Origin of the sequence: uncultured Roseobacter sp., assembly GCF_947495025.1 — a bacterium.
Classification (GTDB): Bacteria; Pseudomonadota; Alphaproteobacteria; order Rhodobacterales; family Rhodobacteraceae; genus Roseobacter.
In genome coordinates this window covers 1,334,918-1,360,177 of record NZ_CANLXG010000001.1, presented here as the reverse complement: position 1 = coordinate 1,360,177, position 25,260 = coordinate 1,334,918, and the positions used below count along the sequence as shown (strand labels likewise).

Here is a 25,260-nt window from a genome sequence, read left to right as displayed (position 1 = left end):
TTTTCGGGGCGCCTTCAGTATGGTTAAGAGACAGTATGACTGGGAGAACGGTGCCAAAATCGGACCGCACTCAAAGATCAAGCTTGAGATTATCAAAGAGTATATTCACGAGTACGTTCGTGTTAGATGTAGCTTGCCTCAACAAGAGAGATTCCGGCTGTCCTTTGTGGATGGGTTCTGTGGAGCTGGAGCATACGAATGTGGTACGCTCGGTTCACCCCTAATAGTGCTACAAACGCTTAAATCAGTGAGCGCCGAGGTAAATCTCAGAAGGAGAATAGACGGGTTCAAACCGATTTCCTTCGAATTCTTCATGTACTTCAATGATCTTTCCCCCGTTGCCCTACAGGCCCTACGAGGTCGTGTTGATACATTCTTGCAGCAACACCAAGATGAGCACAACGGTGCAATGTTCCGCGTGAAGTATTTCGAAGGCGATTTCGGGAGAAACCTTCCAAGTATCACTCAAATGGTTCTAGCCTCTAGGGTTCGAAATACCATTTTTAATCTCGATCAGTACGGTCACGCTTATGTATCTGAAGAGCATCTTCGAACGGCTCTCTCGCTGACGCGATCTTCCGAAGTGTTCCTAACATTTTCTATTAAATCCTTCTTGGCGTTCATCAGCCCTGCGAGAAGGCAAGACAATAGATTGTTTGATGGGCAGATTTCGGATATCTCGCTACACAAAACCAAAAAGGAGTGGCTTGCGGCAGTCGAAAAGGTCGTATTTGACGAGTTCCAGACGTTAGCAAACTTCGTTAGTCCATTCTCGATCAATAACCAAAGCGGGTGGGAGTACTGGCTGGTACATTTCGCAAATTCTTTCCGTGCCAGACAGGTTTACAACGATATCTTGCACCGAAAAAAGAACTCGCAAGCACATGTGGGTAGGTCTGGTCTGCAGATGTTAAGGTATAACTCTATCGAGGATGCTTCGCTGTACCTGTTCGATGCGAACTCGCGGCGAGGAGCAAGGGAAGAACTCTTGGCTGATGTGCCAAAGTTCCTCAGGGATTGCACTCCTGAAGCTTCGCTATCAATCGCAGATTTTTTTGATAAAACATACAATCAAACGCCCGCCCACTCCGACGATCTCAACAGTGCATTAATCAAATCACCGGAAGTTGAGATTTTGACCGCGACAGGCGGAAGACGGCGGAAGCCACAGATGATCAAACGAACAGATACAATTCGACTGACACCACAAAGGTCTTTTCATTTCCTTTGACCCCAGTCGGAGAGCAACCGAAAATTTTGGAGTATGTAATGGACTGGAACAAACTTATGTCCGAAACCCGGCGTAAGGACATATACAGCGACAAAATGCAGGCGCTGAATGCAGGCGGTGATCGAACGGAGATTGAACGAGACTATGATCGGGTTCTTTTCAGCACACCCGTTCGGCGGTTGGCCGACAAAACCCAAGTATTCCCTTTGGAAAAAAACGACAGCGTTAGAACGCGCCTTACTCATTCCCATGAGGTGTCCAATATTGCGCGGAGTATTGGTGTTGCACTCGTTCATCGCGACGGAACTAAGTTTAGTTTAGCCGAGTATCAGCGTGATTTGCCTTCAATTCTCGCGACAGTAGGGCTAGCACATGACATCGGCAACCCACCGTTCGGTCATCAAGGAGAGTATGCCATTGGTGATTGGTTCAAAAGAAACAACGATATTGCATTCGAGTTTCTCGATGGTGAGGACTTGACCCTTCAAGACGATTTGAAGGAGCGTATGCGTCTCGATTTTGAAAAGTTTGAAGGTAATGCCCAAGCGCTTCGCGTGCTCACCAAGCTCCAGATCATGAACGACAACTTCGGGCTCAATCTTACGTGCGGCGCACTGGCTGCTCTAATGAAGTACCCTGTCACCTCGGAGCAACAGGACAAGTCAAACATAGCGACAAAAAAATTTGGGTGCTTTCATTCGGAACTTGATGTGGTGGCGGACGTTTGGAAAGAAACGGGGCTGAAAGAGGGGCTGCGGCACCCATTGACTTTCTTGATGGAGGCTAGCGATGACATTGCCTACTCGGTTTTGGATGTAGAAGACGCGGTCAAGAAAGGACTGGTTTCCTACAGAGACTTGATCAGCTACCTTCAAGCTGGAGCGGACGGAGAACCTGAAACCGACGCTGCGATAAGGGATGTCTGCGAACGAGCGGACGCACAGCACAAAAAGCACAAAGATGTGAAGCTATCGCCGAATGAAGTGAATGATATTTCCACCCAGATGTTCAGGGTGTTTGCCATTGGAAACATGGTTTCTGCCGTCATTGAGGCTTTCTTAGAGAGGCAGTCCGATATCGAGAAAGGTGCTTTGAAAGAAGACCTGATCTCTGTTTCAAGTGCAGCATTGCTTTGCGAAAAGCTTAAAGCTTTTGCATTAGCGAACGCCTACAAGCACCGAAGTGTTCTTGAGCTGGAGCTGGAAGGGCACAAGGTTATCCATTCAATCATGGATATGCTTTGGCCTGCTATCGTTAGCCGTGGTGATCCCCAGAAGGAGACCAAAGGGCATCCCGGAACTCCCTTTCAGAAGTACGCTTACGGACGCATCTCCGAGAATTATCGGCGAGTTTTCGAGAGCCCGAACGAAGACCTACCGCTGGGTTATCGCCGCTGCCAACTGCTTGCAGACATGATCTCTGGTATGACAGACGGCTTCGCACTAAGCTTCGAACGGGAACTTAGAGAACTTCGTTGCTGAGGAGAGAGATGAAACCTGCACTTGACCAGAAAGCCGCCAAGAAGCGTATACGTCGCTTCTTTGATGAGCCGATGGCTGAACGTAGGGCTGTTGGGCGCTTCATTGACGAAGTATCTGTTTGCGCGGATATTTTTGTCTTTGGTGGAGCTCTGAGAGACATCTCCCTTCTCGGTGCTCCAAGCTTCTCCAGCGATGTAGATACCGTTGTTCAGGTGCATGATAGTGAAGCCTTCATGGACATCTGCGGGCGGTACGAAGCAGTGCAGAACAAGTTTGGCGGACATCGTGTTCGTTTTGGAAGATGGAACTTTGATGTATGGGAAGTGTCGCGAACTTGGGCTTTTGCGGAGGGTGTCGTTGAAGCTCACAGTCCGTTGTCCCTTCTCGAAACCACCTTCTTCAATTGGGACGCAATTCTATATGACTGGCGATCTGGTTCGCTCCACTACGGCCAGAATTATTTTTCTGATCTGTCTCAAAAGTATTTGGAGCTCGTACTGGAGGACAATCCGAACGCTTTTGGCGCACTAGTCCGCACACTCCGAACACTTTGCTTGTCTGATGAAATTCTGACCGGGCCAAGGCTTTCTGCGTTCGTTGTAGGTGGGCTTGAGGACATCTCCAATGAGGAGATATTGTCCTACGAAGCAAAGGGTTTCTCGCGAAAAAGGCTGTCTGAAACGTTGCTTTCTGACATGAGGGCCAGAGCTTTAGAGTGGGATCAAAGCAATGCATTTCAGTGGGTGCCTAAGCGGCAATTATCTCTATTTGATAGCTTTGCCAGCTAGCTGGAGAGGTGGAGTCTCCTCGGCTTGATGGACACTTTTCGCTTGATGAAGGTGAGTGTTTTTCATGCCGAGAATGAGGAAACCGTACCCGATTCTAGCTGCCAGAGAGACGTTATCTACCCTGGTCAGGATAGAAGGGTTTTCTAATCCTCAACAGTGTATCGTCCGTGAGATCGGCGACGCGTGCATTTCGAGGGTGCAGTCCATTCGCGTTGCTAAAACCGCGACCGAGACAGTCTCAACTGCGAGAGGCGAACGCCTGAGCTCGGCCCCGTATCGCGGCGAGCGCGGCAAACCCAAGCAGTGAAGCCCATAGCTTTCCAACCACTTGACCCGGAACGTAGTCCAGCGTGCCGAAGGCCAGCCATACGAAGACAAAGCTATCAGCCACGGATCCTGCGACTCCACTTGCCAGCACCGCCCACGCTAGGCTTCTTTTGACGATAGGCGTATAGACCGCAAGATCGATGGTTTCTGAGACGACGAACGCTACCACTGAGGCGAGAACAAGACCCGGGCTGGCGGTTAGCAAAGACAGTACTGCGCCGATCCCGATCGCGACCATTGCCCAGCGGATGCCGAGATAACGCTGGACGAAGTCTCGCAGTACAAGAGCGATGCCGATCACCAGTACCCCGCTCGGTGCGTCAAGCCCCGGTGCGACAGGAACTAGGCAAGGGCCGTCAGGCACACAGGTGACGCCGACATTTTCGATGAGCCAGTTCGCAAGAGGCACGCAGGCGGCGAACCCGGCCAGCATTATGTATTGCCATGGTGCGCGTGTAGGGATGGGCAACCTATTGTTCCTCACGGGCAAGGCATTCCCGAAGCTCCAGCGTCTTGTTGCAACCCCTGCACTGTCCACAAGCGACGGAAGCCCGATGGCACGAGAAGGTCCAGCCCAAAAGCTCGTCTGGGAGTTTGCTGGTCCTTACCAGCTCTTCGGTATTCATATGGATTGCGGGTGCGCGAACCAAAACCGACGGCAATTCACACCGAATGAGCGCGCCGATGCGTTCGAGAAATCCAGGTGTCCCATCCGCGTGAACTCGATCAGTCGCTACGGTTCCGATCAGGATCTCGGACAGGCCGCAATTGGCGTACTTCATCGCTGCGAGGGTGATCAGGAACTGATTCCTGAACGGCCAAGCCTCAGAGACTTCTGAATGCCCCGCCTTCGGTTTCCCCACCAGATCGCCGGATCCCAGGTGCGCCGCATCCACTGCAAGTTCATCATGACCAAGATCGAGAAGGCCGGCAAGATGTCGGGCAGCGCGCAACTCGCCCACCGCCGGAGCCTGTCCATAATCAACGGTTAGAAGCCGATCCGGCCGGTGCTGGAACGCAAGGGCCGTCGATTCAACACCACCAGAGAACAGCAGCACCCTCACGTCCGCGCCCACCATGCGGTATGGTACACAGCTGTCGAAAGGTCGTCGTGGATATGACAGTTCGCCGACCCGAGCATCATGGTCAGGTCCGACTGCTTCGGATTCTGGGACAGGCAGATGACCGGGATACCCTTTTTGACCGCGTAGCCGATCTCGAACATGGTCCCTGGGTCCGTACCATCGATGCAGGCGAAGACGGCTGTCGCGCGCTCGAGACCGGCGATGTCCCTGGAAACGACCTTTTCGGCGGTGCCGAAGCCGACATCCCGGTAGGGAGAGAACACGGGCACTCCCAATCCTTCCAGGGCCTCCGTCACCTGATCGATCATCCAGATCTCTGACATGGTGAAGATCGGTCCAGCGAGATAGACCAAACCATCCCTCGTTTGGACGATCGGCTTTCGGTCCGTGCCCGCTTCCTCCAGACTCACTGTGGGTGTTCGGCTCTCGGCGTATCGCGCCACGCATCGAGAGGCGATGTCGGCCGCTTCGAGGCAAGTTTGGCCTTCGAGCATCCAGTTGCGGGCGAAGGCGGCGCTGAAGACATCCCCGGTTCCGATCTTGTAGACACGCTCGGACCAGTAGGGCGGAACGGTTCCCGAGAGGATCCCATCCTCATAGACCCGGCAGCCTTCAGCGCCCGCCTTGACGAGTACAATCGACCCTGGATGTGATTGTCGGAGATGCGCGATCGCTGAAGCTTCATCCGTGGCAGATGCATATTTCAAGACTTCCGCGCTGTTCAGGACAAGCGCCAGGACTCCGGCCCTCGATCCGTTCTCATGAAACGGGCGTGGGTCGTTCGTGGATTGGGGATCATAGACGCATGTTTCGGCGTCGATCACCGCATCGCCCTCCATCAGACCGAAGCGGAGGACCTGCGCTGCTTTAACCTCGATCGACGGGGCAGCATCGATCTCGCCCGGATAGAAGACTGGACGAGAAAGCGGATGGTGATATTCGAACGTGATCTGCTGGGTGCTGAAGTATGGTTTATGAGTAAGTCGTGGCCATGCCACAATTTGCTCGGCCTCGGCCGATAAAGAGGTTGGACAATAGTAGTGCCAGTCGACGTTGTGCCCCGCGCGCGCAATTGCGACGGCTGCGCGACCGCCGGATCCGTACAGTTCATCCACATTCGGATGGATGCACCGCTCCCCATAAAGGCCGCCGACGACGGCAAAGGAACTCATGCGTTCTCGATCCGGATTCGGATGTTCGGACCGGAGGCTGAAAGTACAACGCCGGAATAGCTGACGCCGCTGTCCAGGCACTCAATGAGTTGAGGGAGTTGTCGAACACCCGCGACAGATCCGGCCTGGGCGCCACCCAAAGTGGGTGCGAAAACACCTACCTGCGCGGGAGCGGCGCCTACTACGCGGATGCTCAGGAGATCACCGGTCGAGAGCCGGTCCGCTACGCCCGGCACCGGGCTGAACAGATGTGTCTCAAAGGACAGAGCGCATTCATCAGCCCCGTCAGAGCCATCGCCCCCACCGCCCCCTGGACCTGCACCGCCACCGGTGTAATCAACTGGTCCCCCACTTCCACCCATGACGCAACCTCCCCCAATAGTTACAACTTATCCTAGTGGGGCAAGATCTTACTTGCCAGCCTTGAACCAAAAATCCTCATGTCCGACCACATCACGGCATCGAGAACGGCGGGGCGAACGTCTAGGGCCTTGGCGAATTCCAGAAATTTCTGCTCCAAGGCGAGGTAGTCTTTCGGCAGTCGAGCCCCGCGATCAAAAATGCCCAGATACCAGCCCGCGCGTAGAACGTGGATGTCGAGAATGGCGACGGTTTCGGCGCCGCGCCAGTTGCGGGTGATCCAGCTGCCGGTCTTGGGTCCCACACCCGGTATTCGACAGATCGCTTCGCGAAACTGAAGGTCGTTGAGTGAGGTCGCATCGAAATCCGCGAGCATACGCAAAGCGTCTGAGATCCTACGCGCCCGTTGTTTCGGAAACCGGTAGCGATGAAAGCGCCCCTCAACTTCGATACGCTCCTCGAGAAGCGCCAGGAGCGTGCTTTCAGACGCCGGGGCCTCCAATGTCAACGCGCCGGCAGCCTTAAGGTGCCGAAAGAATGCCTCGTTGACCTCCATGCGGATGCCGAAGCCTCCGAGAAGACAGAAGGCGACCTCGTCCTCGAGAGCGCCGTCCTTAGTCACATAATCATGACCTTCGGCGGCGCCGATTTCGCACCGCCATTTCCAGTAGGCTGGTGTCAGAAGCTGGTCTTCGCGCCCAATCGGAACGCCAGGCAGGAGGTCCGGACCGGCCGCGCCGACCATGCCTGAAGAAAAAGTTGCACTCTGATGTGCGCCGATGGCTTCCAAAGATGTCATGCATAGAGTATGCATAGTCTATGCAGAACAACAAGGTAAATCCTACCGACCTTGGGGTCCAATTGCGCCAACATCGGCGCCGGTCTGGCCTGTCACAGTCCGCTCTAGGCGAAGTCATTGGAATCTCGCAATGGACGCTCTCGCGGATCGAAGGCGGTCAAACAATCAATGGCTTTTCCTTTGAAAGGGCACGGGAGTGGTGTGTCGGGAAGGAGGCGGAGGGCGTAGATCTGGACGTCGTGCTCAGGAGGGTTTCGGCTTCACCTGAACTCCTAGAGCTCATCCGGCGTGTTGCATCTGAACTCGATGTTTCCCGAGATGCATAAGATGCATAGATTTATCCAAATACAGCCGTAGGTGCCTGTAAACGAAGGCCAAGTCTGCGAAATAATTTGCGAAAAATGCGCGTCCCCCTCTTGCGGAGAGATCGGGGATCCAACATGTATTCAGCGTCAACGGCGCGAAAGCGTCTAGGTAGTGGAGCACGCCTCGGCAAAACAGCTCCTCGCCGAATGGACATCGTGATCAAAAAATCGAAAAGCAGACGGCAATGCCGTCCCAAGATCTCGCATGAACGTGCGGTCTTGGAAGCTGATGCGGATCTGAAGCGGTGTCCACGACCTCCCTCCAGAATCGCGCCATCGACAGGTGGCTGGTGCCAGATCGGCGTCATATCGGCTTTGCTCTTCGGCAAGGTCGATTTTTTTTGGGCGCGTTTCGCCGCGTCCAAAGCAGGCGGTCAGAAGCAATTTCTGGCTGGCAATGGACGGAGGAAGACAAGATGTGGTGCAACGATTTGCGACTGACAAAGAACGCGATTTCTTCGCAATTTCATGATTAAAAACAGTGTGTTGACTCGTTTCTCGATAACGGAAACGAATTAGGCATCGACAAAATCGACGGAACTGAAACCAGCAGAAAGGAGCAAGAAAAGAAAAAAGCGCGCCCCTGGCAGGACGCGCCCTAGTCAACGACCGTATGCGATCGCCTTGTCTACGCAACAGATAGACCCTCTGAAGGGCAGTTGCAACCTCGCATCCGGTCATCACGCAAAATCAACTCGGAACGATGTTCCGGGAACGGAGAAGTAATGTCTGAGACTGCGAAAAACGAAACCCTCGGCACATCATATGTGCCGATCTCAATGCCCGGGACATCACGGGCCGATCGGAACGTGCCGGCCGCATCGTCCGCCCATTGCACGGCCCATGCGGTTCTGGGTGCCGGGTCCGGCCACCATGTTCAAGCCGAAAGCTGGCTTGAACTGAGTGCCCTTTACGTGCTGAACGCCATGCAGAATGTCGCGTCGATTCAGGAGCAGGTCCGGTTTTTCTACGGCTATGATCCGAAGAAACTGAGCCAACATGTCTTCGACGTGGTCGCAACCCTGACCGACGGCACCAAGATCGGGTTCACCGTCAAGCCGGAGGTGCGCCTCGTGTCGGGCCGCTTTCTGACCGAGATGCAGGAGGTGGCCTGGTGGGCCGTCGAAAAGGCTTTCGTTGACGAAGTTCGCCTTGTCACCGAGCGCGACATCGACAAGGTCGATCTGCGGAATGCCCAGACGCTCGCTGCCGTGCGTGAGGCCGACCCCGAGGCCGATGCCCTTGCGCTCTCGTTGATCAGCGGGTTGCCGGAAGGGGTCGGACAGACCCTGCGACGCCTCACGATCGACATGGGGATGCAGGCCCGTGGCTACCGCGCTCTCATTCGGCTCATCCGGGAAGGGATGCTTTGTCCGATAAAGCGAGGTCTCATCGGTCCGGAGTTGACTGTTGCGCAGACGGAAAAACCCTTCCGGCAGATGGTGGATACGGATGACAGTCCGACGGTCACCCCGGAGATGATCGCCGCCTAGAGCCTTCACGAAAATCAAGAAATTCACCCGCGCGAAAACGGTTTCGCGCGGGAACAGAACCCGCTTGCCAAGTGGCAGGCTCCACACGGTCGCAAAAAAGGATCGACAACATGCCCAGAGATTTCGCAACCGAGTTCGCCGCTTTCAGCCTCGACATGCACCACATCTACAAGATGAACGGTGAGACGTGGCGCTTCGCCTATCAGTCCAATAGTCAGGTGACCTTCTCGGTCATCGATGACCCGGCGACCAAGGTGACTTATGAGCTTGCCACGCTGAACCGCATGAATGCATCGGGACAGATCTCGATGACGCCCTACGGTCTCATGCCGGAACACCTGCGTCCGCAGCCGGTCGATGACTGTGAAGACGTATTCCTGTCGGGGCTGCCCGAGGCGCAACGGAAGCGCGTGAGCGCGCGCCATGCAATGGTGATGAGCTTCCTGGCTCTCTACGAGGCCGGACAGGTCAAGAAGACGGACGAGGTGATCGTCGATGCAATGTTGGACATTCGTGAGGGTGCGGAAGAATACCTTGCTGATCACCTTCCCGACCCGGAATACAGCGCGAAACTGAAGCTCTGGAAGGACGGCAAAGGCAAGAAGCCAAAGACGAAGAGCCTGGTCACCTTGCCGGATTCCGTCTCCCCCCGCGCACTTCGCCATTGGGTCAGCCTTTACAACATGGCTGGCAAGAAAGCCCTGGTCGATAACTGCGCGCGGCAAGGAAATCGCAACAGCTACTTCACCGCAGACGAAATGAAGCTGTTGGCCGAGGTTGTGCGCGATGAGTACCTGACCCTTCAGCGCAAGCCGATCTCTGAGGTCGTTCTCGACGTGCAGCATACCTTCCGCGAGGAGAACGAACACCGGAAGGACACGGATGAGCCACCCTTGCGTGTGCCGGGACGGGAAGCCGTGCGCCTCTTCATCGCGCGGCTCGACAAATTTCGCGTCATGGTCGCTCGCCACGGTGAACAGGCAGCCATGAAGAAGATGCGCTCGGCAAAGTCGGGGCTCGAAGTCCTGCGTCCGTTCGAACGTGTCGAGATGGACGAATGGAAGATCGATCTTCTGACGATCATGGCCAAGAGCGGCTTGCTCGCCATGTTTTCCAAGGAGGAGCTGGAGGCTCTCGGCCTAGACAAGGGCAAGATGCGATGGTGGCTCGTGGTCGCGATCGATTGCCGGACCCGTTGCATCGTTGGGATGACGCTGACCGCCAACCCCAAGACCAGCAGCGCCATGAAGTGCCTGCGTATGGTGATGAGTGACAAGGGCCAGTTCGCAGACCGGGTGGGTTCGCTGGCACCATGGTCGATGGCGGGTAAGCCGGAGATCCTCGCTGTCGACAACGGCAGCGCATTCAAGTCCGACCTGTTCACCTCGGTCTGTGCGGATCTCAGCATCACGAAGCTCCAGACGATCGCCGGAGAACCGTCGATGCGCGGGCGCATCGAACGGGTATTCAATACCTTGATCCTGAGCCTGCTTCCGCGGCTTTCGGGACGCACCTTCGGGGATGTCTTGGAGCGTGGGGATCATCCGTCGGAGAAGCGGGCCTGTCTCTCGGTAGAGGACTTGTCTTTCGCCCTCGTCCGTTGGGTCGTGGATATCTACCACAATACGCCCCACGAGGGTCTCAATGGTCGGACGCCTCTGCAGCAATGGGAGGCTGACCTTGAGGCTGGCAATTACCCGCTCCACACCCTTCCGACCTTGCGGCAGAAACGGATCGCGTTCGGCTTGCCTCTCAAGCGGTTCGTCCAGAAGGACGGCATTCGCGCCATCAACGTCCGGTACCATTCAAACGAACTCGCGCGGTGGTACCTGAAGCATGGCGAACGTCCGGTCGACGTCCGTTGGTTCGACGAGAACATCGGTAGCATCGAGGTCCAGCTCGATGGCGTCTGGCACATGGTTCCGGCCGTCTCCGAGACATTCCAAGATGTCGATGCATCGACTTGGGCCGCGGCGCGCCGTGCCCTGCGAGCCAAGGATGCAAAGCGCAAGGGATGGGAAGAGGAGGTCATCTACCAGGCAATCAAGGACATCAAGGAGATGAATGCAGAGCGTCAGATCTCGTACCGGATCACGGACCACGCCTGGACCGAAACCCGCTTCAAGGCAGTGGAAAACGAGGCTGTTGCGAACTTCGATGTCGTGCCGACCACCGAGAAGACGGCACAGGCCGCCGACGGCTACGGTCGCTCGATCACGCCCTCCAAGCCCGTAAAGCCATCGCCGGTCAAGGAAGCGCTGGAAGCCTCCAAGGGCGACAAGCCTGCCAGCCGCCGCTGGGATTTCGGTGAATAACTTCGAGCAGAAAAGGAGAAAGTCATGCCGAAGACAGTCCAAGAGATCGCCGCAACAATGAAGATGCTGCGCAACCACCATGTGGTCACCGAACGTGATCGTGATTTCGAAGCCCTCCTCGTCGACCTCCTGGAGGTCGACGAACACGGACAGCTCACCCATGAGCCGATCCGCGTCACCGCGGGGACGGAGACCCACGGCATCGCCCTCATCGAGGGGTCCGGCGGCGGAAAGACCACGGCGATCCTGAAAGTCTTGCAGGGGTGTGAACCCCTGCAAAACAACCCCGAAACAGGTGCGCCTCGCTATCTTCATGTGAAGGTCGAAAGCCCGGCGACACTTCGCAGCCTCGGCAGCCAGGTTCTCCGCAAGCTGGGCGTGGATACCGTAAGCGATCGGGCCAAGGTCTATGATATCTGGGCCATGGTGCGGCACAGGCTGGCGGTCATGGGTATCAGCGTCCTGTGGCTCGATGAAGCCCATGACATGTTCAAATCGGCCACATCTCTCGAGACCGACAACATGTTCAAGATGCTTAAGTCACTCATGCAGGGAGATCACCCGGTCATTCTTGTCCTGAGCGGCACCGAACGGCTTGATTGGATCACGTCCTTCGATGCCCAAGTGAACCGGCGCTTCAGCAAGCTGCGGCCCCAGGAGCTTCAGTTTGGCGTGGACAATATGCCGTTGAAGGAGCTGATCGAATTCTATGCGCGAAAGGCCGGCCTTGAGGCGGCGATCGACGAGGACACGGTTGTTCGACTGATCCATGGCGGACGTCACCGGTTTGGCCGGTGTGTCCGGACCTTGGTCGCTGCGATCAAATGTGCCCTCCAGGACGGCTCCAATGAGCTGCGACAGGAGCATTTCGAGATCGCGTGGGGCCGGGAGGAAGGCTGCGAGATCGTGCAGAACGTGTTCGCCGCTGCCGATTGGCAATCGATCGAACTCAAAGACGAGAACGATGAACTGTATGAGCGCCAGCGGGCAGCGCAGGATCCGAAGTCGAAAAAGAAAGCAGGTGTGGTTTGATCATGCCGCTTCTTCCAATCCTGCCTGTCCTTCGGGGCGAAAGCCTGACGTCCTATGTCAACCGCGCGGCGCATGCCCACGGGAACATCGACGTCCATCGTTTCCTGTCGCTTCTCGAATTGCCACAGGGCGCGATCATGGTGCCGCAGCCTCATCAGCTGCGGCGCATCTCAGACCTCTTCGGCTTGTCCGCGGGCCAATTGGCGGAGATGGCGTTCTTGCCCGAGGGCGGCCGTATGCGGTCCATCTGCGGCGAACGGGTTCATGTGGAATTCGCATACCTCAACAAGACCAGCTTCTGCCCGGCATGCCTACTCGACGATGCGGACCGTCACGGTCCGTCCGATGGACGAAGGGTCGGCCGGATCGCATGGCAGATCGAGGCCTTCAGGACATGCCCGATCCACGACCTTCCGCTGCATCGACGGAAGAACACACGACATTCCGAAAACATGCAGCTCATGTCCGAAGTCGCCCCCGGAGACAATGTCCTTGAGGAATTGGTTCGTGGATCCGAAAGCCGCTCCCCATCCGGGCTCCAGACCTACATCGAAAAGCGGCTGGGGGGAGAACGGCACTCTCAATGGTTGGACGGCCAGCCCATCGATCTCGCGGCGCGCGCCTGCGAAATGCTGGGTGTCATCATGACTGCTGGAACACATTGTGATCTCCGGGCAGTCACCAAGGCTCAATGGCATGAAGCAGGTCAGGTCGGCTTTGAATTCGCCGAACGGGGTGAATCCGGTATCCGCGAGGCGCTGGAGTACGTGAGGTCAGAGGCCATCGCCCGGCAGATCCGAGGCGGTCCGCAGAAGGTGTTCGGACGCCTCTATCAATGGTTCCAGTTCAACAAGAACGGCAAACCTCAAGGGCCTATGAGAGATGTTGTCCGCGAGTACCTGCTCGACCACTTTCCAATCGAAGCGGGATCCCAGCTGTTCGGGGCAGCGGTTGAGGAGCAAAGGGTTCACACCGTTCATAGTCTGGCGCGGAAGACGGGGGATCATCCCAAGACCATCAATCGCGCCGTCGTGTTGGCCGGGCTGAGCGAGGGAGATCCCAACCGCGTGCAGGGCCTGACTGTGTTCGACCGTCGGGGAGGCGAAACACTGATGGGCCGTGTCCGCAACTCGCTTCCCGTCACTGCTCTACCTGGCTATCTGAATTGCAACCGAGTTCAGGCTCAGCAACTCGTTCGAGGAAACATCATTCCACGGCTGGTTCCTGAGAACCCCAACGCAACGGGTGTCCTGAAGCAAGTCGCCATCGAGGATGCGGATCGCTTCCTCGATAGGTTCATGAGTGCCGCAACGAAGGTCTCTGAAGCCTCTGACGGCATGTTGGATCTTGTGGCTGCTGCCGAGGTGTCCAGGTGGCCGGTCATCGACATCATCTCGGGCGTGCTGTCGGGCAGCTTTGCGCGGGTAGAGGTCGTCAATCCCGCATTGAAGTTCAAAGGGGTTCTGGTCGACCCGGTCGAAGTTCGTGAGGTTCTGTCGCGTCAGGACGGCGTTCGATTGGTCGGAGCCGATGAAGCTGCCCGCCTGACGGGATTGTCGCGGTCGGCGCTCAATGCGCTCACACGCATCCCGCGCCCGAATGGCGGTGCATGGCTGAACGTGCGAGAGAAACTGAATGCTAAGGGCGCTGCGGTCCGGCTGTTCTCGGTTGACGAATTGGAGGCGTTCCTCGCGGAGCACATCTCACTGAAAGCGTACGCGGCCGAACGCAAATGGTTGTCGAAGTCCGCAAAGATCAAGCTGGATCGGAAAGGAATCCGCCCCGTCGTCGACGATCACAGTCTCGGTCGATTCTACTATCGACGAACTGATTTGGTCGACTGACCAGACACGAAGCCCTCCAATCACGTCGAAGCCGCCCACATGGGCGGCTTTGTATTGTTTTGTCGCAACTTTTTATGGAAGAAATAGTGTGGGTCAGATGGCAGATTTGCCCGCCGCATAGTTTCTGAAAGTCCATAAAAATAGGAGGTTTCAGGATTTGAGTGGCAAGCTATTGGTTGGTTTTACATCTGCCCGGGAGTGGTCGTGTCGGGCCGCAATCCGGGCGGCAGCGGCGATATCATCGTCGCTTGGTCTGCCGATGATGCTGTGGATCTGTCCCTGGCGTGTCCTGCGCTCTATGGTCCAGAAGCTCTGGCCGGGCCAGAGCGCCATCATGACGGCGGATGAAAAGACAAAGAGAAATGCGCTCCCGGGGTCAGCCGTTTGCTCCATCGCCCGCAGGAGACAGGCAAATGGCAGCATCAGCAAAATGGTCCAGCCCAGTGCACAGAGCGCGAGCTCTGTCAGCCCGCTGAGATAGATCCAGAGTATTTCTTTCCGCGTCATCTGCTTTCCCCTCGCGCCTCTGGCGCCGGCTCGATCATGACGCGGGAACAGAAATTTTCGGTAAAGACACGGTGCCCGGCCATGGAAATTTCTGGCAGGCGCGGAAAAGGTGTGTGACACCGGTCCGGACCACCGGAGAAAACCAGGCGAAAGAGGTGATGCCGTGACTGTACCCGAAACGATGCGCGCTGTTGTCCTGACAAAACACGGTGGTCCGGAAGCGCTCGAACTGCGCGAAGACTGGCCCGTCCCGCACCCGGGTCCACGGGACGTTCTGATCCGTGTGGGTGCCTGCGGCGTGAATAATACTGACATCAACACACGCACCGGCTGGTATTCCAGTTCAGTGACCGGCGCCACAGACGAAGCAGTTGATGCAGGCGGGGATTCGTCCGGCTGGGGCGGTGCGCCGATCAGCCTGCCCCGCATTCAGGGGGCCGATGTCGTCGGCGAGGTGGTTGCCGCCGGATCCGAAGCCGACCGGTCGCTGATCGGAAAGCGTGTGATGGTAGATTGCTGGCTGCGCGACTGGGATAACCCGCTGGACCGGACGAAAACCGGTTACGTAGGGTCGGAATGCGACGGCGGTTTTTCCGGATTTATGACCGTGGATTACCGTAACGCAGTGCCTGTCAGCAGCCCGATGAGCGACGCAGAACTGGCGACCTTTGCCTGTTCGTACAGCACTGCCGAAGGGATGCTCACGCGTGCCGGCGTTACGGCAGAAGACACTGTGCTGGTCACCGGCGCTTCCGGTGGCGTAGGTTCTGCCCTGACGCAGCTCGCTGGCCAGCGCGGGGCGCGGGTGGTGTGCCTCGCCGGTGAAAGCAAACACGCGCAGATCGCCGAGCTGAAGCCTGCGGCCATTCTGCCGAGAGCGCCTGCGGATCTGGCGTCCGCTCTGGAGGAGGTCATCGGTCAGCGCAGCGTCAGTGTGGTTGCGGACATCGTTGGTGGAGGCAGTTTTCCGCAGCTTATCGATGTTCTGGAACGCGGCGGCCGTTACACCTGTTCCGGGGCGATCGCGGGTCCCATGGTCGAACTGGATCTGCGTACGCTGTACCTGCGCGACCTGACATTCACCGGCTCCACGGTTCTGCCGCCAGAGACTTTCCGTACTCTCGTTGGGTATATTGAACGGGGAGGGCTACGCCCGCTCGTAGCGGCGACGTACCCGCTTTTTGACATTGCACAGGCTCAGAAGAGCTTTTCCGACAAAAAACATGTCGGCAATATTGTGATGCTTCCATGGGCATGACAGGGGGCGATCAGGGCGCGCAACCCTGACGCGAAACGTATTTAAAATCCTCAGCTTGTTTTCGCCATTTGCGGGAATTTGACTGCGAATGCGCGCCCGTCATGCAACAGTTTTGAGTCGGCGGTCATAGCAACTTACTGGAATCAATGAATAAAAAGACTTCACACAGCGATTCGCGTTGGTTAATGAAGAGTTAACAACAAGAAAAACAGGTTAACGGGCTATGAAGTCGGGCGTGCGGGGCACTTTTGTCATCTCATGGGCGCAGACCGAAGTGGACGGGCTCATGCCCGCACCGGTCGAGGCGCTTGGTACGGGTGTGTCATGGTCCTGGCAGGGCGATGCGGTTCAGGTAGACGGACCATCCGGCGTACTGCGTCTCGATGCGGCAGAGGGCGCAGAAGACCTTCGGCGGCGTGCAGCGCGCGCTGTTCAGCGCCTCGTTGGCACAGTGACGGGCCAGAAGGGCGACACGGGAAGGCAGGATGACGATCGGCAGAACACGCACGCCCAGAGCAGCTTTGTCATCACTGACGGGCTGGCAAGTTATACGGTAACGCTCATCAGTACAGGTGCCGGGACGCCGCCACTGCTGATGTTTCTGGACGAGCTGCCGCCCCGGAATACCGAAATGTGGGTGGTCCACTGCAACGCGCGAACCACTGCGGGACACGAGCCGGAAAGCGGACGTGTCATTTGTTTTACGCCAGGCACACGGATCAGCACGCCGCGCGGGCAGGTCCCTGTCGAAGCGCTGCGCCCGGGCGATCTGGTTCAGACGCGCGATAATGGTGCGCAGCCTGTACGCTGGCTGGGGCGGCGTCACATGTCAGGAGCGCGGCTTTTTGCAATGCCCGCACTGAGACCGGTCAGGTTCCGGACTGGCGCACTGGGTATCGAAATACCGGATCAGGAGCTGCTGGTCTCTCCGGCGCACCGGATGCTGATCAGAGGTGCCGTGGCACGGGACCTTTTCAACACTGACGAAGTACTTGTCGCAGCCCGTGACCTGATCAACGGCGACCGGATTGTCCGCGACACAGGCGCGAGACAGGTGACCTATTTCCATCTGCTGTTACCGACCCATAACGTGCTCTGGGCCAACGGGGTAGCGACCGAGAGCTTCCATCCCGCCGATACCGGACCTGATCTTCTGGATTCCGGCGACAGAGCGCGGCTCACGTCTGTGATTCCCGAAGCTGTGTCAGACCCCTGGCGCTATGGCGTTCACGCCAGACGATGTCTCACTGCCGCTGAGGCCGCGCTGATGATCCGCGCGGCCTGAACCGGCAATATTCAGCTGTTCCTGCCCAGAATAGTGGCCAGGATCGCTTTTGCACTGTCCGAAGACCAGTCTGCGTCCCCCCTCAGCCGCGCGATCTCGCGGCCCTCCGGGTCAATCAGAACCGTGATCGGCAATCCGAAGATACCCATCTGGCTGGCCAGCGCCTGTTTGGGGTCCTGATGGCGGGGCAGGTTCGAAATGCCGGTTTCCTCAAAAAACTTCTGGATGCCCGCCGGTGAGTTCCGCCCCGTGGCGATGGTCAGAACCTCGAAGTCCTCACCGCCGAATTCGGTCTGCAGTTCGGACAGCATGGGCATTTCCTTGCGGCACGGGGCACACCACGTGGCCCAGAAATTCAGCAGCACATACTTGCCGCGCCATGCTTCAAGTGATGTCTTGCCCGCGCCATCGGCCAGATCGAACTGGGCGTTTGACGTGGCCTCGGGCACCTCATGGATGACCAGCTTCTTCATATCACCCTCGCGCAGCAGGGCGGCGGCGTCCAGATCGGCGTATGCGGCAGTAGCGCCTGTGATTGCGCCCAGGCTGAGGGCCGTATAAACGAGCGCAGAAACGAGATTTTTCATATCCCCTCCGGAGGATTCAGGCAGATGACAAATTCCAGCGACACGCAAAAGGCCAGCACATCCAATGCCATGTGGGGCGGCCGTTTCTCTGCCGGTCCTGACGCGATTATGGAGGCAATTAATGCCTCAATCGGATTTGACCAGCGGATGGCGGCACAGGATATCGCAGGCTCGCGTGCGCATGCCGCTATGCTGGGGGCGACAGGCATCCTGCAAGCTAACGATGTTGAGGCCATCAGGGAAGGGCTGCTCACGGTCTTGTCAGAGATTGAAGCCGGTGATTTCCCTTTTTCAGCGGCGCTCGAAGACATCCACATGAACGTGGAAGCACGACTGAAAGAGATCATTGGCGAACCCGCCGGCCGTCTTCACACAGGCCGCAGCCGGAACGACCAGGTTGCGACAGATTTCAAACTCTGGGTGCGCGACCAGCTTGATGCCTGCGATACCGGTCTCCAGGCGCTGATCCGCGCGCTGCTGACGCAGGCAGAGGCAGGAGCTGACTGGGTGATGCCCGGTTTTACACATCTGCAGACTGCACAGCCGGTGACATGGGGGCATCACATGATGGCCTATGTTGAGATGTTCGGGCGTGATCTCAGTCGTGTGCGGGACGCGCGGGCGCGGATGAATACCTCGCCACTTGGGGCCGCGGCACTGGCCGGAACATCATTCCCGATCGACCGGCACATGACAGCCGAAGCACTCGGTTTTGACGCACCCGCGGCAAATTCGCTGGATGCGGTGAGTGACAGGGATTTTGCGCTGGAGTTTCTGAGTGCCGCGAGCATCTGCGCGATGCATCTGAGCCGTTTTGCCGAGGAACTGGTGATCTGGTCTTCGGCTCAGTTCCGGTTTGTCACGCTGAGCGACCGGTTCTCGACCGGATCCTCGATCATGCCGCAGAAGAAGAATCCTGACGCCGCCGAGCTGATCCGTGCCAAGGTGGGCCGCATCTTCGGCGCTAGTACAGCGCTGATGATGGTGATGAAAGGCCTGCCGCTGACCTATTCGAAGGACATGCAGGAAGACAAGGAACAGGTCTTTGATGCCGCCGACAACCTGATGCTCGCGCTCGCGGCGATGACAGGCATGGTCACGGATATGACTGCCAACCGCGAGAGTCTGGCAGCGGCGGCGGGATCCGGTTTTTCGACGGCGACGGATCTCGCAGACTGGCTCGTGCGGGTTCTTGGCCTCCCGTTCCGGGATGCGCATCACATTACAGGCAGCCTCGTTGCGCTTGCAGAATCCAAGGGCTGCGATCTGCCTGACCTGACGCTGGACGAGATGAAATCCGCCCACGACGGTATCACCGGGGATGTCTTTGACGTGCTCGGGGTGGAAAATTCTGTCAGTTCGCGTACATCTTACGGGGGGACGGCGCCCGCACAGGTGCGCGCGCAGATTGCCCGCTGGAAGGAGCTGATGGCATGATCAGACTGACAGGAGCTGTTTTCCTGATGGCGCTGCTGGCAGGATGCGGCGTCGATGGTGAGCCGGTGAGACCCACGGTGAACGGTGGCGTGACGATTTCCAACAGCGGGATTTATCCCAGCGCCAGCATCGGGTTGGGCAGAGGGCCTGTTTCCGTGCGTGTCGGCCTGTGATGCGTTACGCCGTTACACTCTTTTTTCTGGTTTCTCTGATGGCCTGCACACAGCCTGAACCGATCGATCCGACGCTGAAGCCGATCCCGCGCGACTCTGCCACAAAAACCGGCATTTCCATTTCGGGTGATGCCCGGTTTGGTATGACGAAGGGGCTGTAAAACCGATGCGCTACGTTTATCTCGCGCTTGCGGTCTGGGGCACAATCCATCCGATGAGCTGGTTCATTACCTGGTTCAATGAAAACGGTTATGACCTGATGGCTATGGTCGATGCGTGGCATGCGAATGCCGCGACGAGCGGCCTTGTCTGGGACCTGACGGTTGCCGCGACGGCCCTGACCGTCTGGATCATTGCGGAGACGGTCCGCACAAGGCGCTGGCGGGGCCTGATCGCGATCCCGGCGACGTTCTGCATCGGTGTCAGCTGTGGCCTGCCTCTCTATCTGTTCCTGCGGACCGGCAACGACACATAGAATTTTCCGGATTTCGGAAACAATCCAGTCAGAATTCTGCCATTTTTTCGGTCTACGCTTCACTGAAACGAGACTGAACGGGGCAGAAATCATGAATACAGCGACCCAGGCCGGGGCAAACCTGCTTGAAAAAACAGACGGCGCGGCAAAGCCGCCCGCACCTGTAATTCTGCGGGTAGCAAAAGAATTCGGAGTAGGCCCGGCGCGGCAGCTGCGCGAAATGCTGTCGCTGAGATTTGGTCCGGGCAGGCTGACCTCTCAGGAATATTACGATCAGGGTCTGTTCGATCCAGCGCTGACCAGCGCTGAGAAACGTGAGTTTGTCGGCGTTGCCACCAGCAAGGCCCTCAACACGCGGTTGTCCCCGCCGGAAGTTGTCCAGACAGGCTCTTTTGTCGGGCACAAAGTGCTGTTTTCCGCGTTGATGCGACAACTGGGACTTGCTGTACCTGAAACACTGGCTGTGGTGTCGCGCACCGGTTCTTTTGGCAACACCCCGATGCTTCGCGATGCGGCCGGGGTTTCTGCCTTCCTGTCCGACGCGTCGGCGTATCCGCTTTTTGGCAAGCCGCTGGGCGGGTCACTTTCGGTCGGCTCGGTTTTGCTGCGGTCGTTTGATGCAGAAACGGGATATCTGACACTCGGCAACGGGAAAACCACGTCGCTGTCAGATTTCAGTGCCGAGGTTACTGACAAATATGCGGGGGGGTACCTTTTTCAGCCAGCTCTGACGCCGCACGAGGAGATGTCGGCGATAACCGGAGAAACCACCGGGTGCCTGCGCATCGTCACGGCGATGACAGGTCCGGTGCCACAAACTGTCTATGGTCTCTGGAAAATTCCCGCGCCCCAGGCGATGTCGGACAATTTCTGGCAGGCTGGCAGTATGCTGGCCCACATAGAAACGGAAACCGGTACAGTCACGGGCTGCCGCAGTGGCAGCGGCCCGGACATCGGGCGACCGGATGTCAGCCCGCGCACCGGCGCGCGGGTCACAGGCCTGACGATCCCGCACTGGCAGGCTGCGCGCGAACTTGCGCAACAGGCTCATGCCGTGCTGCCCGACTATGGCGTCTGTGGCTGGGATATTGCGATAACGCCTGACGGTCCGGTGATTGTTGAGTGCAACGACAGCCCTTTTCATACACTGTGGCAGACGGCGACCGGCCGCGGTGTGATGAATGCAGAGTTTGCAGCCGTATGGCAGGCTGTTGAAGCCCGGCAGGCTGAGCGGCTTGCCCGGATCCGCGCGTCGAAATAACGGGACAGATTGTCCGGCCGGGCAATCTGCATTGATCTGCCCGGGGATTCGTGGCTAAAGCGCGGGCATGGATCATTTTCTTTACAAAGACGGCGCGCTTTTCGCCGAGGACGTGCCGGTGTCGGAAATCGCGGCGGCGGTCGGGACACCTTTCTACGTCTATTCCACAGCGACACTTCTGCGCCATTTCACTCTGTTTGATGAGGCGCTTGAAGGCGTAGATCACCTTGTCTGCTATGCTATGAAAGCGGCCAGTAATCAGGCCATTCTCAGGACGCTGGCTCAGGCCGGTGCGGGTATGGATGTGGTGTCTGGTGGGGAATACTTGCGCGCAAAGGCGGCGGGTGTTCCCGGCGACAGGATTGTTTTTTCGGGCGTTGGCAAAACAGCTGCGGAAATCCGTCTGGCGCTGGAAGGCGGTATCCGTCAGTTCAATGTGGAATCTGAACCAGAAATGGTGGTTCTGGATGCAACTGCCCGCGAAATGGGCGTTGTTGCCCCTGTCACCATTCGCATCAATCCGGATGTTGACGCCAAAACCCATGCCAAAATTGCGACGGGCAAGTCGGAAAACAAGTTCGGGATCCCCATTTCGCGCGCCCGCGAAGTCTACAGGCTGGCGGCCTCGATGCCCGGGCTCGAAATCATTGGGATTGATGTGCATATCGGCAGCCAGCTGACGGATCTTGCACCCTTCGAACTGGCATACCAGAAGGTGGCCGAGCTGACAGAAACGCTGCGCGCCGATGGTCACAACATCCGGCGGCTCGACCTTGGCGGCGGGCTCGGTATCCCATATGCGCGTGACAACCAGGCGCCGCCCCTGCCGTCTGACTATGGCGCTATGATCCGGAAAACGCTGGGACATCTGGGTTGTGAGATCGAGATTGAGCCGGGTCGCCTGATCGCCGGGAACGCAGGCTTAATGGTTTCTGAAGTCATCTATGTGAAATCTGGCGAAGGTCGCGATTTCCTGATCCTGGATGGCGCAATGAATGACCTGATACGCCCGGCCATGTACGAAGCCTATCACGACATCGTCCCTGTGGTGGAGCCCGGGGCGGGTGTTGAGAAGGTGAAATTCGATATCGTGGGACCGGTGTGCGAGACAGGTGATACCTTCGCCCGCGAGCGCCTGATGCCGCCTGTCAGCGCTGGCGATCTTGTGGCCTTCCGGTCTGCTGGTGCGTATGGCGCGGTTATGAGCAGTGAATACAACTCGCGGCCCCTGATTCCGGAGGTTCTGGTCCACAATGATCAATTTGCGGTTATTCGCCGACGGCCGACCTTTGACGAAATGATAAATCGGGATACCATTCCTGAATGGTTGTGACGGCATAGTGGTGCCAGACCCGCCCAGTGGAGAGGTACCGATGTCATCATTTTCCCGGCACGATGCAGACAGAACACTGCGCGCCATGCGGTGGCCGTTGCGGTTAACGCATCTGGGCATGATTTCAGAACGGATGCTGCGCAGCTTCTGGCCGCTGATGAGTATTCTGCTCTGTATGCTGGCTGCACTGATGCTGGGTCTTCATGAAAGCATCAGCGTCGAAATTGTCTGGGCGACTGTTGTACTGTCGGTGCTCGCCCTTGTCGCCTCCGGGATTTACGCGTTCCGCACATTTCGCTGGCCCCCGCGCAGCGAAGCGCTGGCACGACTGGATGCAAGCCTGCCGGGACGTCCGGTGCAGGCACTCCTCGATACCCAGACCATCGGACATGAGGACGCGGCCTCGGCGGCTGTCTGGCGCGCGCACCAGGCCCGTATGGCCAGACGCGCGCAATCCGCGAGCGCCGTCGCTGCGGATCTTCGGATCGCAGACCGGGACCCATATGCACTGCGGTACGTGGCGGCCTTGTTTTTTGCTGTGGCTCTTGTCTTCGGGTCTGTCTTGCGTGTGGGGACAGTTGCTGACATGGCCCCCGGCGCCGGCGGCCTGGCCAGCGGTCCAGTCTGGGAAGGCTGGGCGGAAAGTCCGCGTTACACCGGCAAACCCACCATCTATCTCAACGATATTGACGCAGGCACGCTCGAAGTGCCCGAAGGCAGTCTGATCACCCTCCGCCTTTACGGCGAGATCGGGGCATTGACCCTGTCCGAGACTGTGTCCGGGCGCACAGATGTACCGCCGGCCTCTGATCCGGCACAGGATTTTATCGTAGCGCAGAGCGGGGAAATCACGATCAATGGCCCGGGTGGTCGCAGCTGGCAGATCGTTGTCATCGAAGACGCCCCGCCCGAGATTGCGGTTCTGTCTGATCCGACCGCCTCGGCCGTCGGCGAAATGACACTGCCGTTTGAGGCCAGTGATGATTATGGCGTTGAAGCCGGCGAGGCGGTTTTCACCCTTGATCTTGCCTCGGTCGACCGGCGTTACGGCCTGACCATCGATCCCGAAGCTCGCCCGGACCTTGTTGTCCCGCTGCCCACGCCCATTGCGGGCAATCGTGCACAGTTCGAGGAAAACCTGATCGAGGATTTCTCAGAGCACCCCTGGGCCAATCTGCCGGTGCTGGTCAGCCTGTCGGCGCTGGACGGGGCCGAACAGACCGCTGTCACGGATCCGCGTGCGATTGTCCTGCCGGGACGCCGGTTCTTTGATCCGCTGGCCGCCGCGGTGATTGAGGCGCGGCGTGATCTTTTATGGTCGCGGGGCAATATGTCACGCATTGCGCAGGTAATGCGCACCGTGACCCACGTGCCCGAAGACGTGTTCCGCAAGGAAACGGATGTGCTCCGGTTGCGCCGGGTGATCCGCCAGCTTGAGACCCACGCCAGACACGGCATGAGCGAGGAAAAGCAGAACAGCATCGCAGATGACCTTTGGGATCTTGCGATCCTTCTGGAAGAAGGCGATCTGGCAGACGCAGCCGAACGGATGCGTCGGGCGCAGGAACGCCTGAACGAGGCCATCAAAAACGGTGCTTCGGACGAAGAGATCGCCGAGCTGATGCGCGAGTTGCGCCGCGCGACAGAGGATTACCTGCAGCAGCTCTCCCGCGAGGCACAGCGCCAGCAGGAACAGCAGAACGGTCAGCAGCAACAGCAGGGTGATCAGCAGAATTCCATGCAGATGACGCAGGATGATCTTCAGCAGATGATGGACCGGATCCAGGAACTGATGGAACAGGGCCGGATGGCAGAGGCGCAGCAGGCGCTTCAGGAACTGCAGCAGATGATGGAAAACATGCGCGTCACCCAGGGCCAGCAGGGCCAGGGCGGGCAGAGCGCCGGCGAGCAGGCCATGGAGGGTCTCGCTGACACTCTGCGTGAACAGCAGGGCCTGAGCGATCAGGCGTTCCGCGACCTGCAGGAGCAGTTCAATCCGGGGGCCCAGGCGGGTGAAAGCCAGGGCAATGAAGGCCGCAATGGCGGAGAAGGACGCGGTCAGAGCCACGAAGGCCAGCAGGGTCAGGGGCAGGGCAGCGGCGACGAGAATGCACAGCAGGGCGCACCCGGCCAGCCGGGTCAGGGCGGCGATACTCAGGGCAGCATCGCTGACCGCCAGCAGGCACTGCGCGACGAGTTGAGCCGTCAGCAACAGAACCTGCCCGGTTCCGGTACGCCTGAAGGTGACGCTGCACGTGACGCACTCGATCGCGCGGGCCGCGCAATGGAAGGTGCCGAAGACGCGCTGCGCCAGAATGATCTGGCTGAGGCAATCGACAATCAGGGACAGGCGATGGAAGCGCTGCGTGAAGGAATGCGGTCCCTGGGCGAAATGATGGCTCAGCAGCAGCAACAGCAACAACCGGGTCAGGGCGCTCAGGAATCGGATCGCCGCGCGGACAACCGGGACCCGCTGGGACGCGAATCCGGTAACTCAGGCGCGGATGGTGACAATGGACCGCTTGCACTGAACGACGATGCCTACGGCCGCGCGCGTGAGCTTCTGGATGAAATCCGCCGTCGCTCGGGCGAGGCTCAGCGGCCCGAAGAAGAACGTAACTACCTCAACCGGCTGCTGGACCGGTTCTGATC

24 protein-coding genes are annotated in these 25,260 nt (G+C 58.1%); 17 read left to right on the top strand and 7 right to left on the bottom strand.

Annotated elements, in window-relative coordinates:
- Positions 1–19 precede the first annotated feature (19 nt).
- From Q0792_RS06510 to Q0792_RS06500, 3 genes are read left to right on the top strand one after another with little or no spacing between them, the layout of a single operon-like run.
- Positions 20–1,231: a three-Cys-motif partner protein TcmP gene (locus Q0792_RS06510; protein ID WP_298837739.1), complete on the top strand. Its 1,212-nt coding sequence runs from the start codon at positions 20–22 to the stop codon at positions 1,229–1,231.
- A gap of 38 nt (positions 1,232–1,269) precedes the next feature.
- Positions 1,270–2,712, top strand: a complete 1,443-nt coding sequence (gene dgt / locus Q0792_RS06505) for a dGTP triphosphohydrolase (RefSeq protein ID WP_298837737.1) — start codon at positions 1,270–1,272, stop codon at positions 2,710–2,712.
- A gap of 8 nt (positions 2,713–2,720) precedes the next feature.
- Entirely contained in the window at positions 2,721–3,500 is a 780-nt protein-coding gene (locus tag Q0792_RS06500) for a hypothetical protein (RefSeq protein ID WP_298837735.1), read from the top strand.
- 238 nt (positions 3,501–3,738) lie between these two features.
- On the opposite strand, the gene Q0792_RS06495 is transcribed toward Q0792_RS06500, so the two are convergent.
- From Q0792_RS06495 to Q0792_RS06475, 5 genes are read right to left on the bottom strand one after another with little or no spacing between them, the layout of a single operon-like run.
- The gene (locus tag Q0792_RS06495; protein ID WP_298837734.1) at positions 3,739–4,260 is read right to left on the bottom strand and encodes a VUT family protein; all 522 of its coding nucleotides are present in this window, start codon (positions 4,258–4,260) and stop codon (positions 3,739–3,741) included.
- Between the two features lie 37 nt (positions 4,261–4,297).
- Positions 4,298–4,885 carry a 7-cyano-7-deazaguanine synthase gene (locus Q0792_RS06490; RefSeq protein ID WP_298837732.1) on the bottom strand — a complete coding sequence of 196 codons (588 nt, stop codon included), beginning with the start codon at positions 4,883–4,885 and terminating at the stop codon, positions 4,298–4,300.
- 2 nt (positions 4,886–4,887) lie between these two features.
- A complete protein-coding gene (locus Q0792_RS06485) occupies positions 4,888–6,084 on the bottom strand; it encodes a PfkB family carbohydrate kinase (RefSeq protein WP_298837730.1) in 1,197 nt (398 codons plus the stop codon).
- On the bottom strand, positions 6,081–6,446 hold the full coding sequence (locus tag Q0792_RS06480) for a hypothetical protein (RefSeq protein ID WP_298837728.1): 366 nt from the start codon (positions 6,444–6,446) through the stop codon (positions 6,081–6,083). The genes Q0792_RS06485 and Q0792_RS06480 overlap by 4 nt, the downstream gene beginning before the upstream one ends.
- A gap of 32 nt (positions 6,447–6,478) precedes the next feature.
- Entirely contained in the window at positions 6,479–7,243 is a 765-nt protein-coding gene (locus Q0792_RS06475; RefSeq protein ID WP_298837726.1) for a hypothetical protein, read from the bottom strand.
- A 20-nt stretch (positions 7,244–7,263) separates the two neighbouring features.
- On the opposite strand from Q0792_RS06475, the gene Q0792_RS20120 reads away from it, so the two are divergent.
- From Q0792_RS20120 to Q0792_RS06455, 5 genes are all read left to right on the top strand, one after another.
- Positions 7,264–7,569 (top strand): helix-turn-helix transcriptional regulator, encoded by a 306-nt coding sequence (locus tag Q0792_RS20120; RefSeq protein WP_367276759.1) that lies wholly within the window; start codon positions 7,264–7,266, stop codon positions 7,567–7,569.
- 764 nt (positions 7,570–8,333) lie between these two features.
- Positions 8,334–9,101 carry a hypothetical protein gene (locus tag Q0792_RS06470; protein WP_298837723.1) on the top strand — a complete coding sequence of 256 codons (768 nt, stop codon included), beginning with the start codon at positions 8,334–8,336 and terminating at the stop codon, positions 9,099–9,101.
- 110 nt (positions 9,102–9,211) lie between these two features.
- Entirely contained in the window at positions 9,212–11,416 is a 2,205-nt protein-coding gene (locus tag Q0792_RS06465) for a DDE-type integrase/transposase/recombinase (RefSeq protein ID WP_298837721.1), read from the top strand.
- A 24-nt stretch (positions 11,417–11,440) separates the two neighbouring features.
- Positions 11,441–12,448, top strand: a complete 1,008-nt coding sequence (locus Q0792_RS06460; protein ID WP_298837719.1) for a TniB family NTP-binding protein — start codon at positions 11,441–11,443, stop codon at positions 12,446–12,448.
- Between the two features lie 2 nt (positions 12,449–12,450).
- Complete coding sequence (locus Q0792_RS06455; protein WP_298838651.1) at positions 12,451–14,292, top strand: TniQ family protein; 1,842 nt, start codon at positions 12,451–12,453, stop codon at positions 14,290–14,292.
- A 150-nt stretch (positions 14,293–14,442) separates the two neighbouring features.
- Here Q0792_RS06455 and Q0792_RS06450 read toward each other — a convergent pair whose 3' ends face one another.
- Complete coding sequence (locus tag Q0792_RS06450; RefSeq protein ID WP_298837717.1) at positions 14,443–14,799, bottom strand: hypothetical protein; 357 nt, start codon at positions 14,797–14,799, stop codon at positions 14,443–14,445.
- 163 nt (positions 14,800–14,962) lie between these two features.
- On the opposite strand from Q0792_RS06450, the gene Q0792_RS06445 reads away from it, so the two are divergent.
- A complete protein-coding gene (locus tag Q0792_RS06445) occupies positions 14,963–16,057 on the top strand; it encodes an alcohol dehydrogenase family protein (RefSeq protein ID WP_298837715.1) in 1,095 nt (364 codons plus the stop codon).
- A gap of 223 nt (positions 16,058–16,280) precedes the next feature.
- Positions 16,281–17,342 carry a Hint domain-containing protein gene (locus tag Q0792_RS06440; RefSeq protein ID WP_298837713.1) on the top strand — a complete coding sequence of 354 codons (1,062 nt, stop codon included), beginning with the start codon at positions 16,281–16,283 and terminating at the stop codon, positions 17,340–17,342.
- An 11-nt stretch (positions 17,343–17,353) separates the two neighbouring features.
- On the opposite strand, the gene Q0792_RS06435 is transcribed toward Q0792_RS06440, so the two are convergent.
- Entirely contained in the window at positions 17,354–17,929 is a 576-nt protein-coding gene (locus tag Q0792_RS06435) for a TlpA disulfide reductase family protein (RefSeq protein WP_298837711.1), read from the bottom strand.
- A gap of 24 nt (positions 17,930–17,953) precedes the next feature.
- On the opposite strand from Q0792_RS06435, the gene argH reads away from it, so the two are divergent.
- The 7 genes from argH to Q0792_RS06400 all read left to right on the top strand — a co-directional run bounded on the left by argH (position 17,954) and on the right by Q0792_RS06400 (position 25,258).
- Positions 17,954–19,366: an argininosuccinate lyase gene (argH, locus tag Q0792_RS06430; RefSeq protein ID WP_298837709.1), complete on the top strand. Its 1,413-nt coding sequence runs from the start codon at positions 17,954–17,956 to the stop codon at positions 19,364–19,366.
- Complete coding sequence (locus tag Q0792_RS06425) at positions 19,363–19,539, top strand: hypothetical protein (protein ID WP_298837707.1); 177 nt, start codon at positions 19,363–19,365, stop codon at positions 19,537–19,539. Before argH ends, Q0792_RS06425 begins: the two co-directional genes overlap by 4 nt.
- Positions 19,539–19,700 (top strand): hypothetical protein, encoded by a 162-nt coding sequence (locus tag Q0792_RS06420; protein WP_298837706.1) that lies wholly within the window; start codon positions 19,539–19,541, stop codon positions 19,698–19,700. The genes Q0792_RS06425 and Q0792_RS06420 overlap by 1 nt, the downstream gene beginning before the upstream one ends.
- Positions 19,701–19,705: 5 nt before the next feature.
- Positions 19,706–20,014, top strand: coding sequence for a DUF2834 domain-containing protein (locus tag Q0792_RS06415; protein ID WP_298837705.1), 309 nt, complete (start codon positions 19,706–19,708; stop codon positions 20,012–20,014).
- Positions 20,015–20,105: 91 nt separating this feature from the next.
- Positions 20,106–21,275: a sugar-transfer associated ATP-grasp domain-containing protein gene (locus Q0792_RS06410; RefSeq protein WP_298837704.1), complete on the top strand. Its 1,170-nt coding sequence runs from the start codon at positions 20,106–20,108 to the stop codon at positions 21,273–21,275.
- Positions 21,276–21,342: 67 nt separating this feature from the next.
- Entirely contained in the window at positions 21,343–22,608 is a 1,266-nt protein-coding gene (gene lysA / locus Q0792_RS06405) for a diaminopimelate decarboxylase (protein WP_298837702.1), read from the top strand.
- 40 nt (positions 22,609–22,648) lie between these two features.
- Positions 22,649–25,258 (top strand): TIGR02302 family protein, encoded by a 2,610-nt coding sequence (locus Q0792_RS06400; protein WP_298837700.1) that lies wholly within the window; start codon positions 22,649–22,651, stop codon positions 25,256–25,258.
- Positions 25,259–25,260: the final 2 nt, after the last annotated feature.

Bases quoted from the DNA above. Each gene is read 5' to 3' on its own strand.
- Q0792_RS06475 (WP_298837726.1), bottom strand. From the start codon at position 7,243: ATGACATCTTTGGAAGCCATCGGCGCACATCAGAGTGCAACTTTTTCT.
- dgt (WP_298837737.1), top strand. From the start codon at position 1,270: ATGGACTGGAACAAACTTATGTCCGAAACCCGGCGTAAGGACATATAC.
- Q0792_RS06425 (WP_298837707.1), top strand. From the start codon at position 19,363: ATGATCAGACTGACAGGAGCTGTTTTCCTGATGGCGCTGCTGGCAGGA.
- Q0792_RS06510 (WP_298837739.1), top strand. From the start codon at position 20: ATGGTTAAGAGACAGTATGACTGGGAGAACGGTGCCAAAATCGGACCG.
- Q0792_RS06415 (WP_298837705.1), top strand. From the start codon at position 19,706: ATGCGCTACGTTTATCTCGCGCTTGCGGTCTGGGGCACAATCCATCCG.
- Q0792_RS06400 (WP_298837700.1), top strand. From the start codon at position 22,649: ATGTCATCATTTTCCCGGCACGATGCAGACAGAACACTGCGCGCCATG.
- Q0792_RS06440 (WP_298837713.1), top strand. From the start codon at position 16,281: ATGAAGTCGGGCGTGCGGGGCACTTTTGTCATCTCATGGGCGCAGACC.
- Q0792_RS06465 (WP_298837721.1), top strand. From the start codon at position 9,212: ATGCCCAGAGATTTCGCAACCGAGTTCGCCGCTTTCAGCCTCGACATG.
- Q0792_RS06460 (WP_298837719.1), top strand. From the start codon at position 11,441: ATGCCGAAGACAGTCCAAGAGATCGCCGCAACAATGAAGATGCTGCGC.
- Q0792_RS06455 (WP_298838651.1), top strand. From the start codon at position 12,451: ATGCCGCTTCTTCCAATCCTGCCTGTCCTTCGGGGCGAAAGCCTGACG.
- Q0792_RS06495 (WP_298837734.1), bottom strand. From the start codon at position 4,260: ATGCTGGCCGGGTTCGCCGCCTGCGTGCCTCTTGCGAACTGGCTCATC.
- Q0792_RS06485 (WP_298837730.1), bottom strand. From the start codon at position 6,084: ATGAGTTCCTTTGCCGTCGTCGGCGGCCTTTATGGGGAGCGGTGCATC.
- Q0792_RS06480 (WP_298837728.1), bottom strand. From the start codon at position 6,446: ATGGGTGGAAGTGGGGGACCAGTTGATTACACCGGTGGCGGTGCAGGT.
- Q0792_RS06420 (WP_298837706.1), top strand. From the start codon at position 19,539: ATGCGTTACGCCGTTACACTCTTTTTTCTGGTTTCTCTGATGGCCTGC.
- Q0792_RS06500 (WP_298837735.1), top strand. From the start codon at position 2,721: ATGAAACCTGCACTTGACCAGAAAGCCGCCAAGAAGCGTATACGTCGC.
- Q0792_RS06450 (WP_298837717.1), bottom strand. From the start codon at position 14,799: ATGACGCGGAAAGAAATACTCTGGATCTATCTCAGCGGGCTGACAGAG.
- lysA (WP_298837702.1), top strand. From the start codon at position 21,343: ATGGATCATTTTCTTTACAAAGACGGCGCGCTTTTCGCCGAGGACGTG.
- Q0792_RS20120 (WP_367276759.1), top strand. From the start codon at position 7,264: ATGCAGAACAACAAGGTAAATCCTACCGACCTTGGGGTCCAATTGCGC.
- Q0792_RS06410 (WP_298837704.1), top strand. From the start codon at position 20,106: ATGAATACAGCGACCCAGGCCGGGGCAAACCTGCTTGAAAAAACAGAC.
- Q0792_RS06470 (WP_298837723.1), top strand. From the start codon at position 8,334: ATGTCTGAGACTGCGAAAAACGAAACCCTCGGCACATCATATGTGCCG.
- argH (WP_298837709.1), top strand. From the start codon at position 17,954: ATGACAAATTCCAGCGACACGCAAAAGGCCAGCACATCCAATGCCATG.
- Q0792_RS06435 (WP_298837711.1), bottom strand. From the start codon at position 17,929: ATGAAAAATCTCGTTTCTGCGCTCGTTTATACGGCCCTCAGCCTGGGC.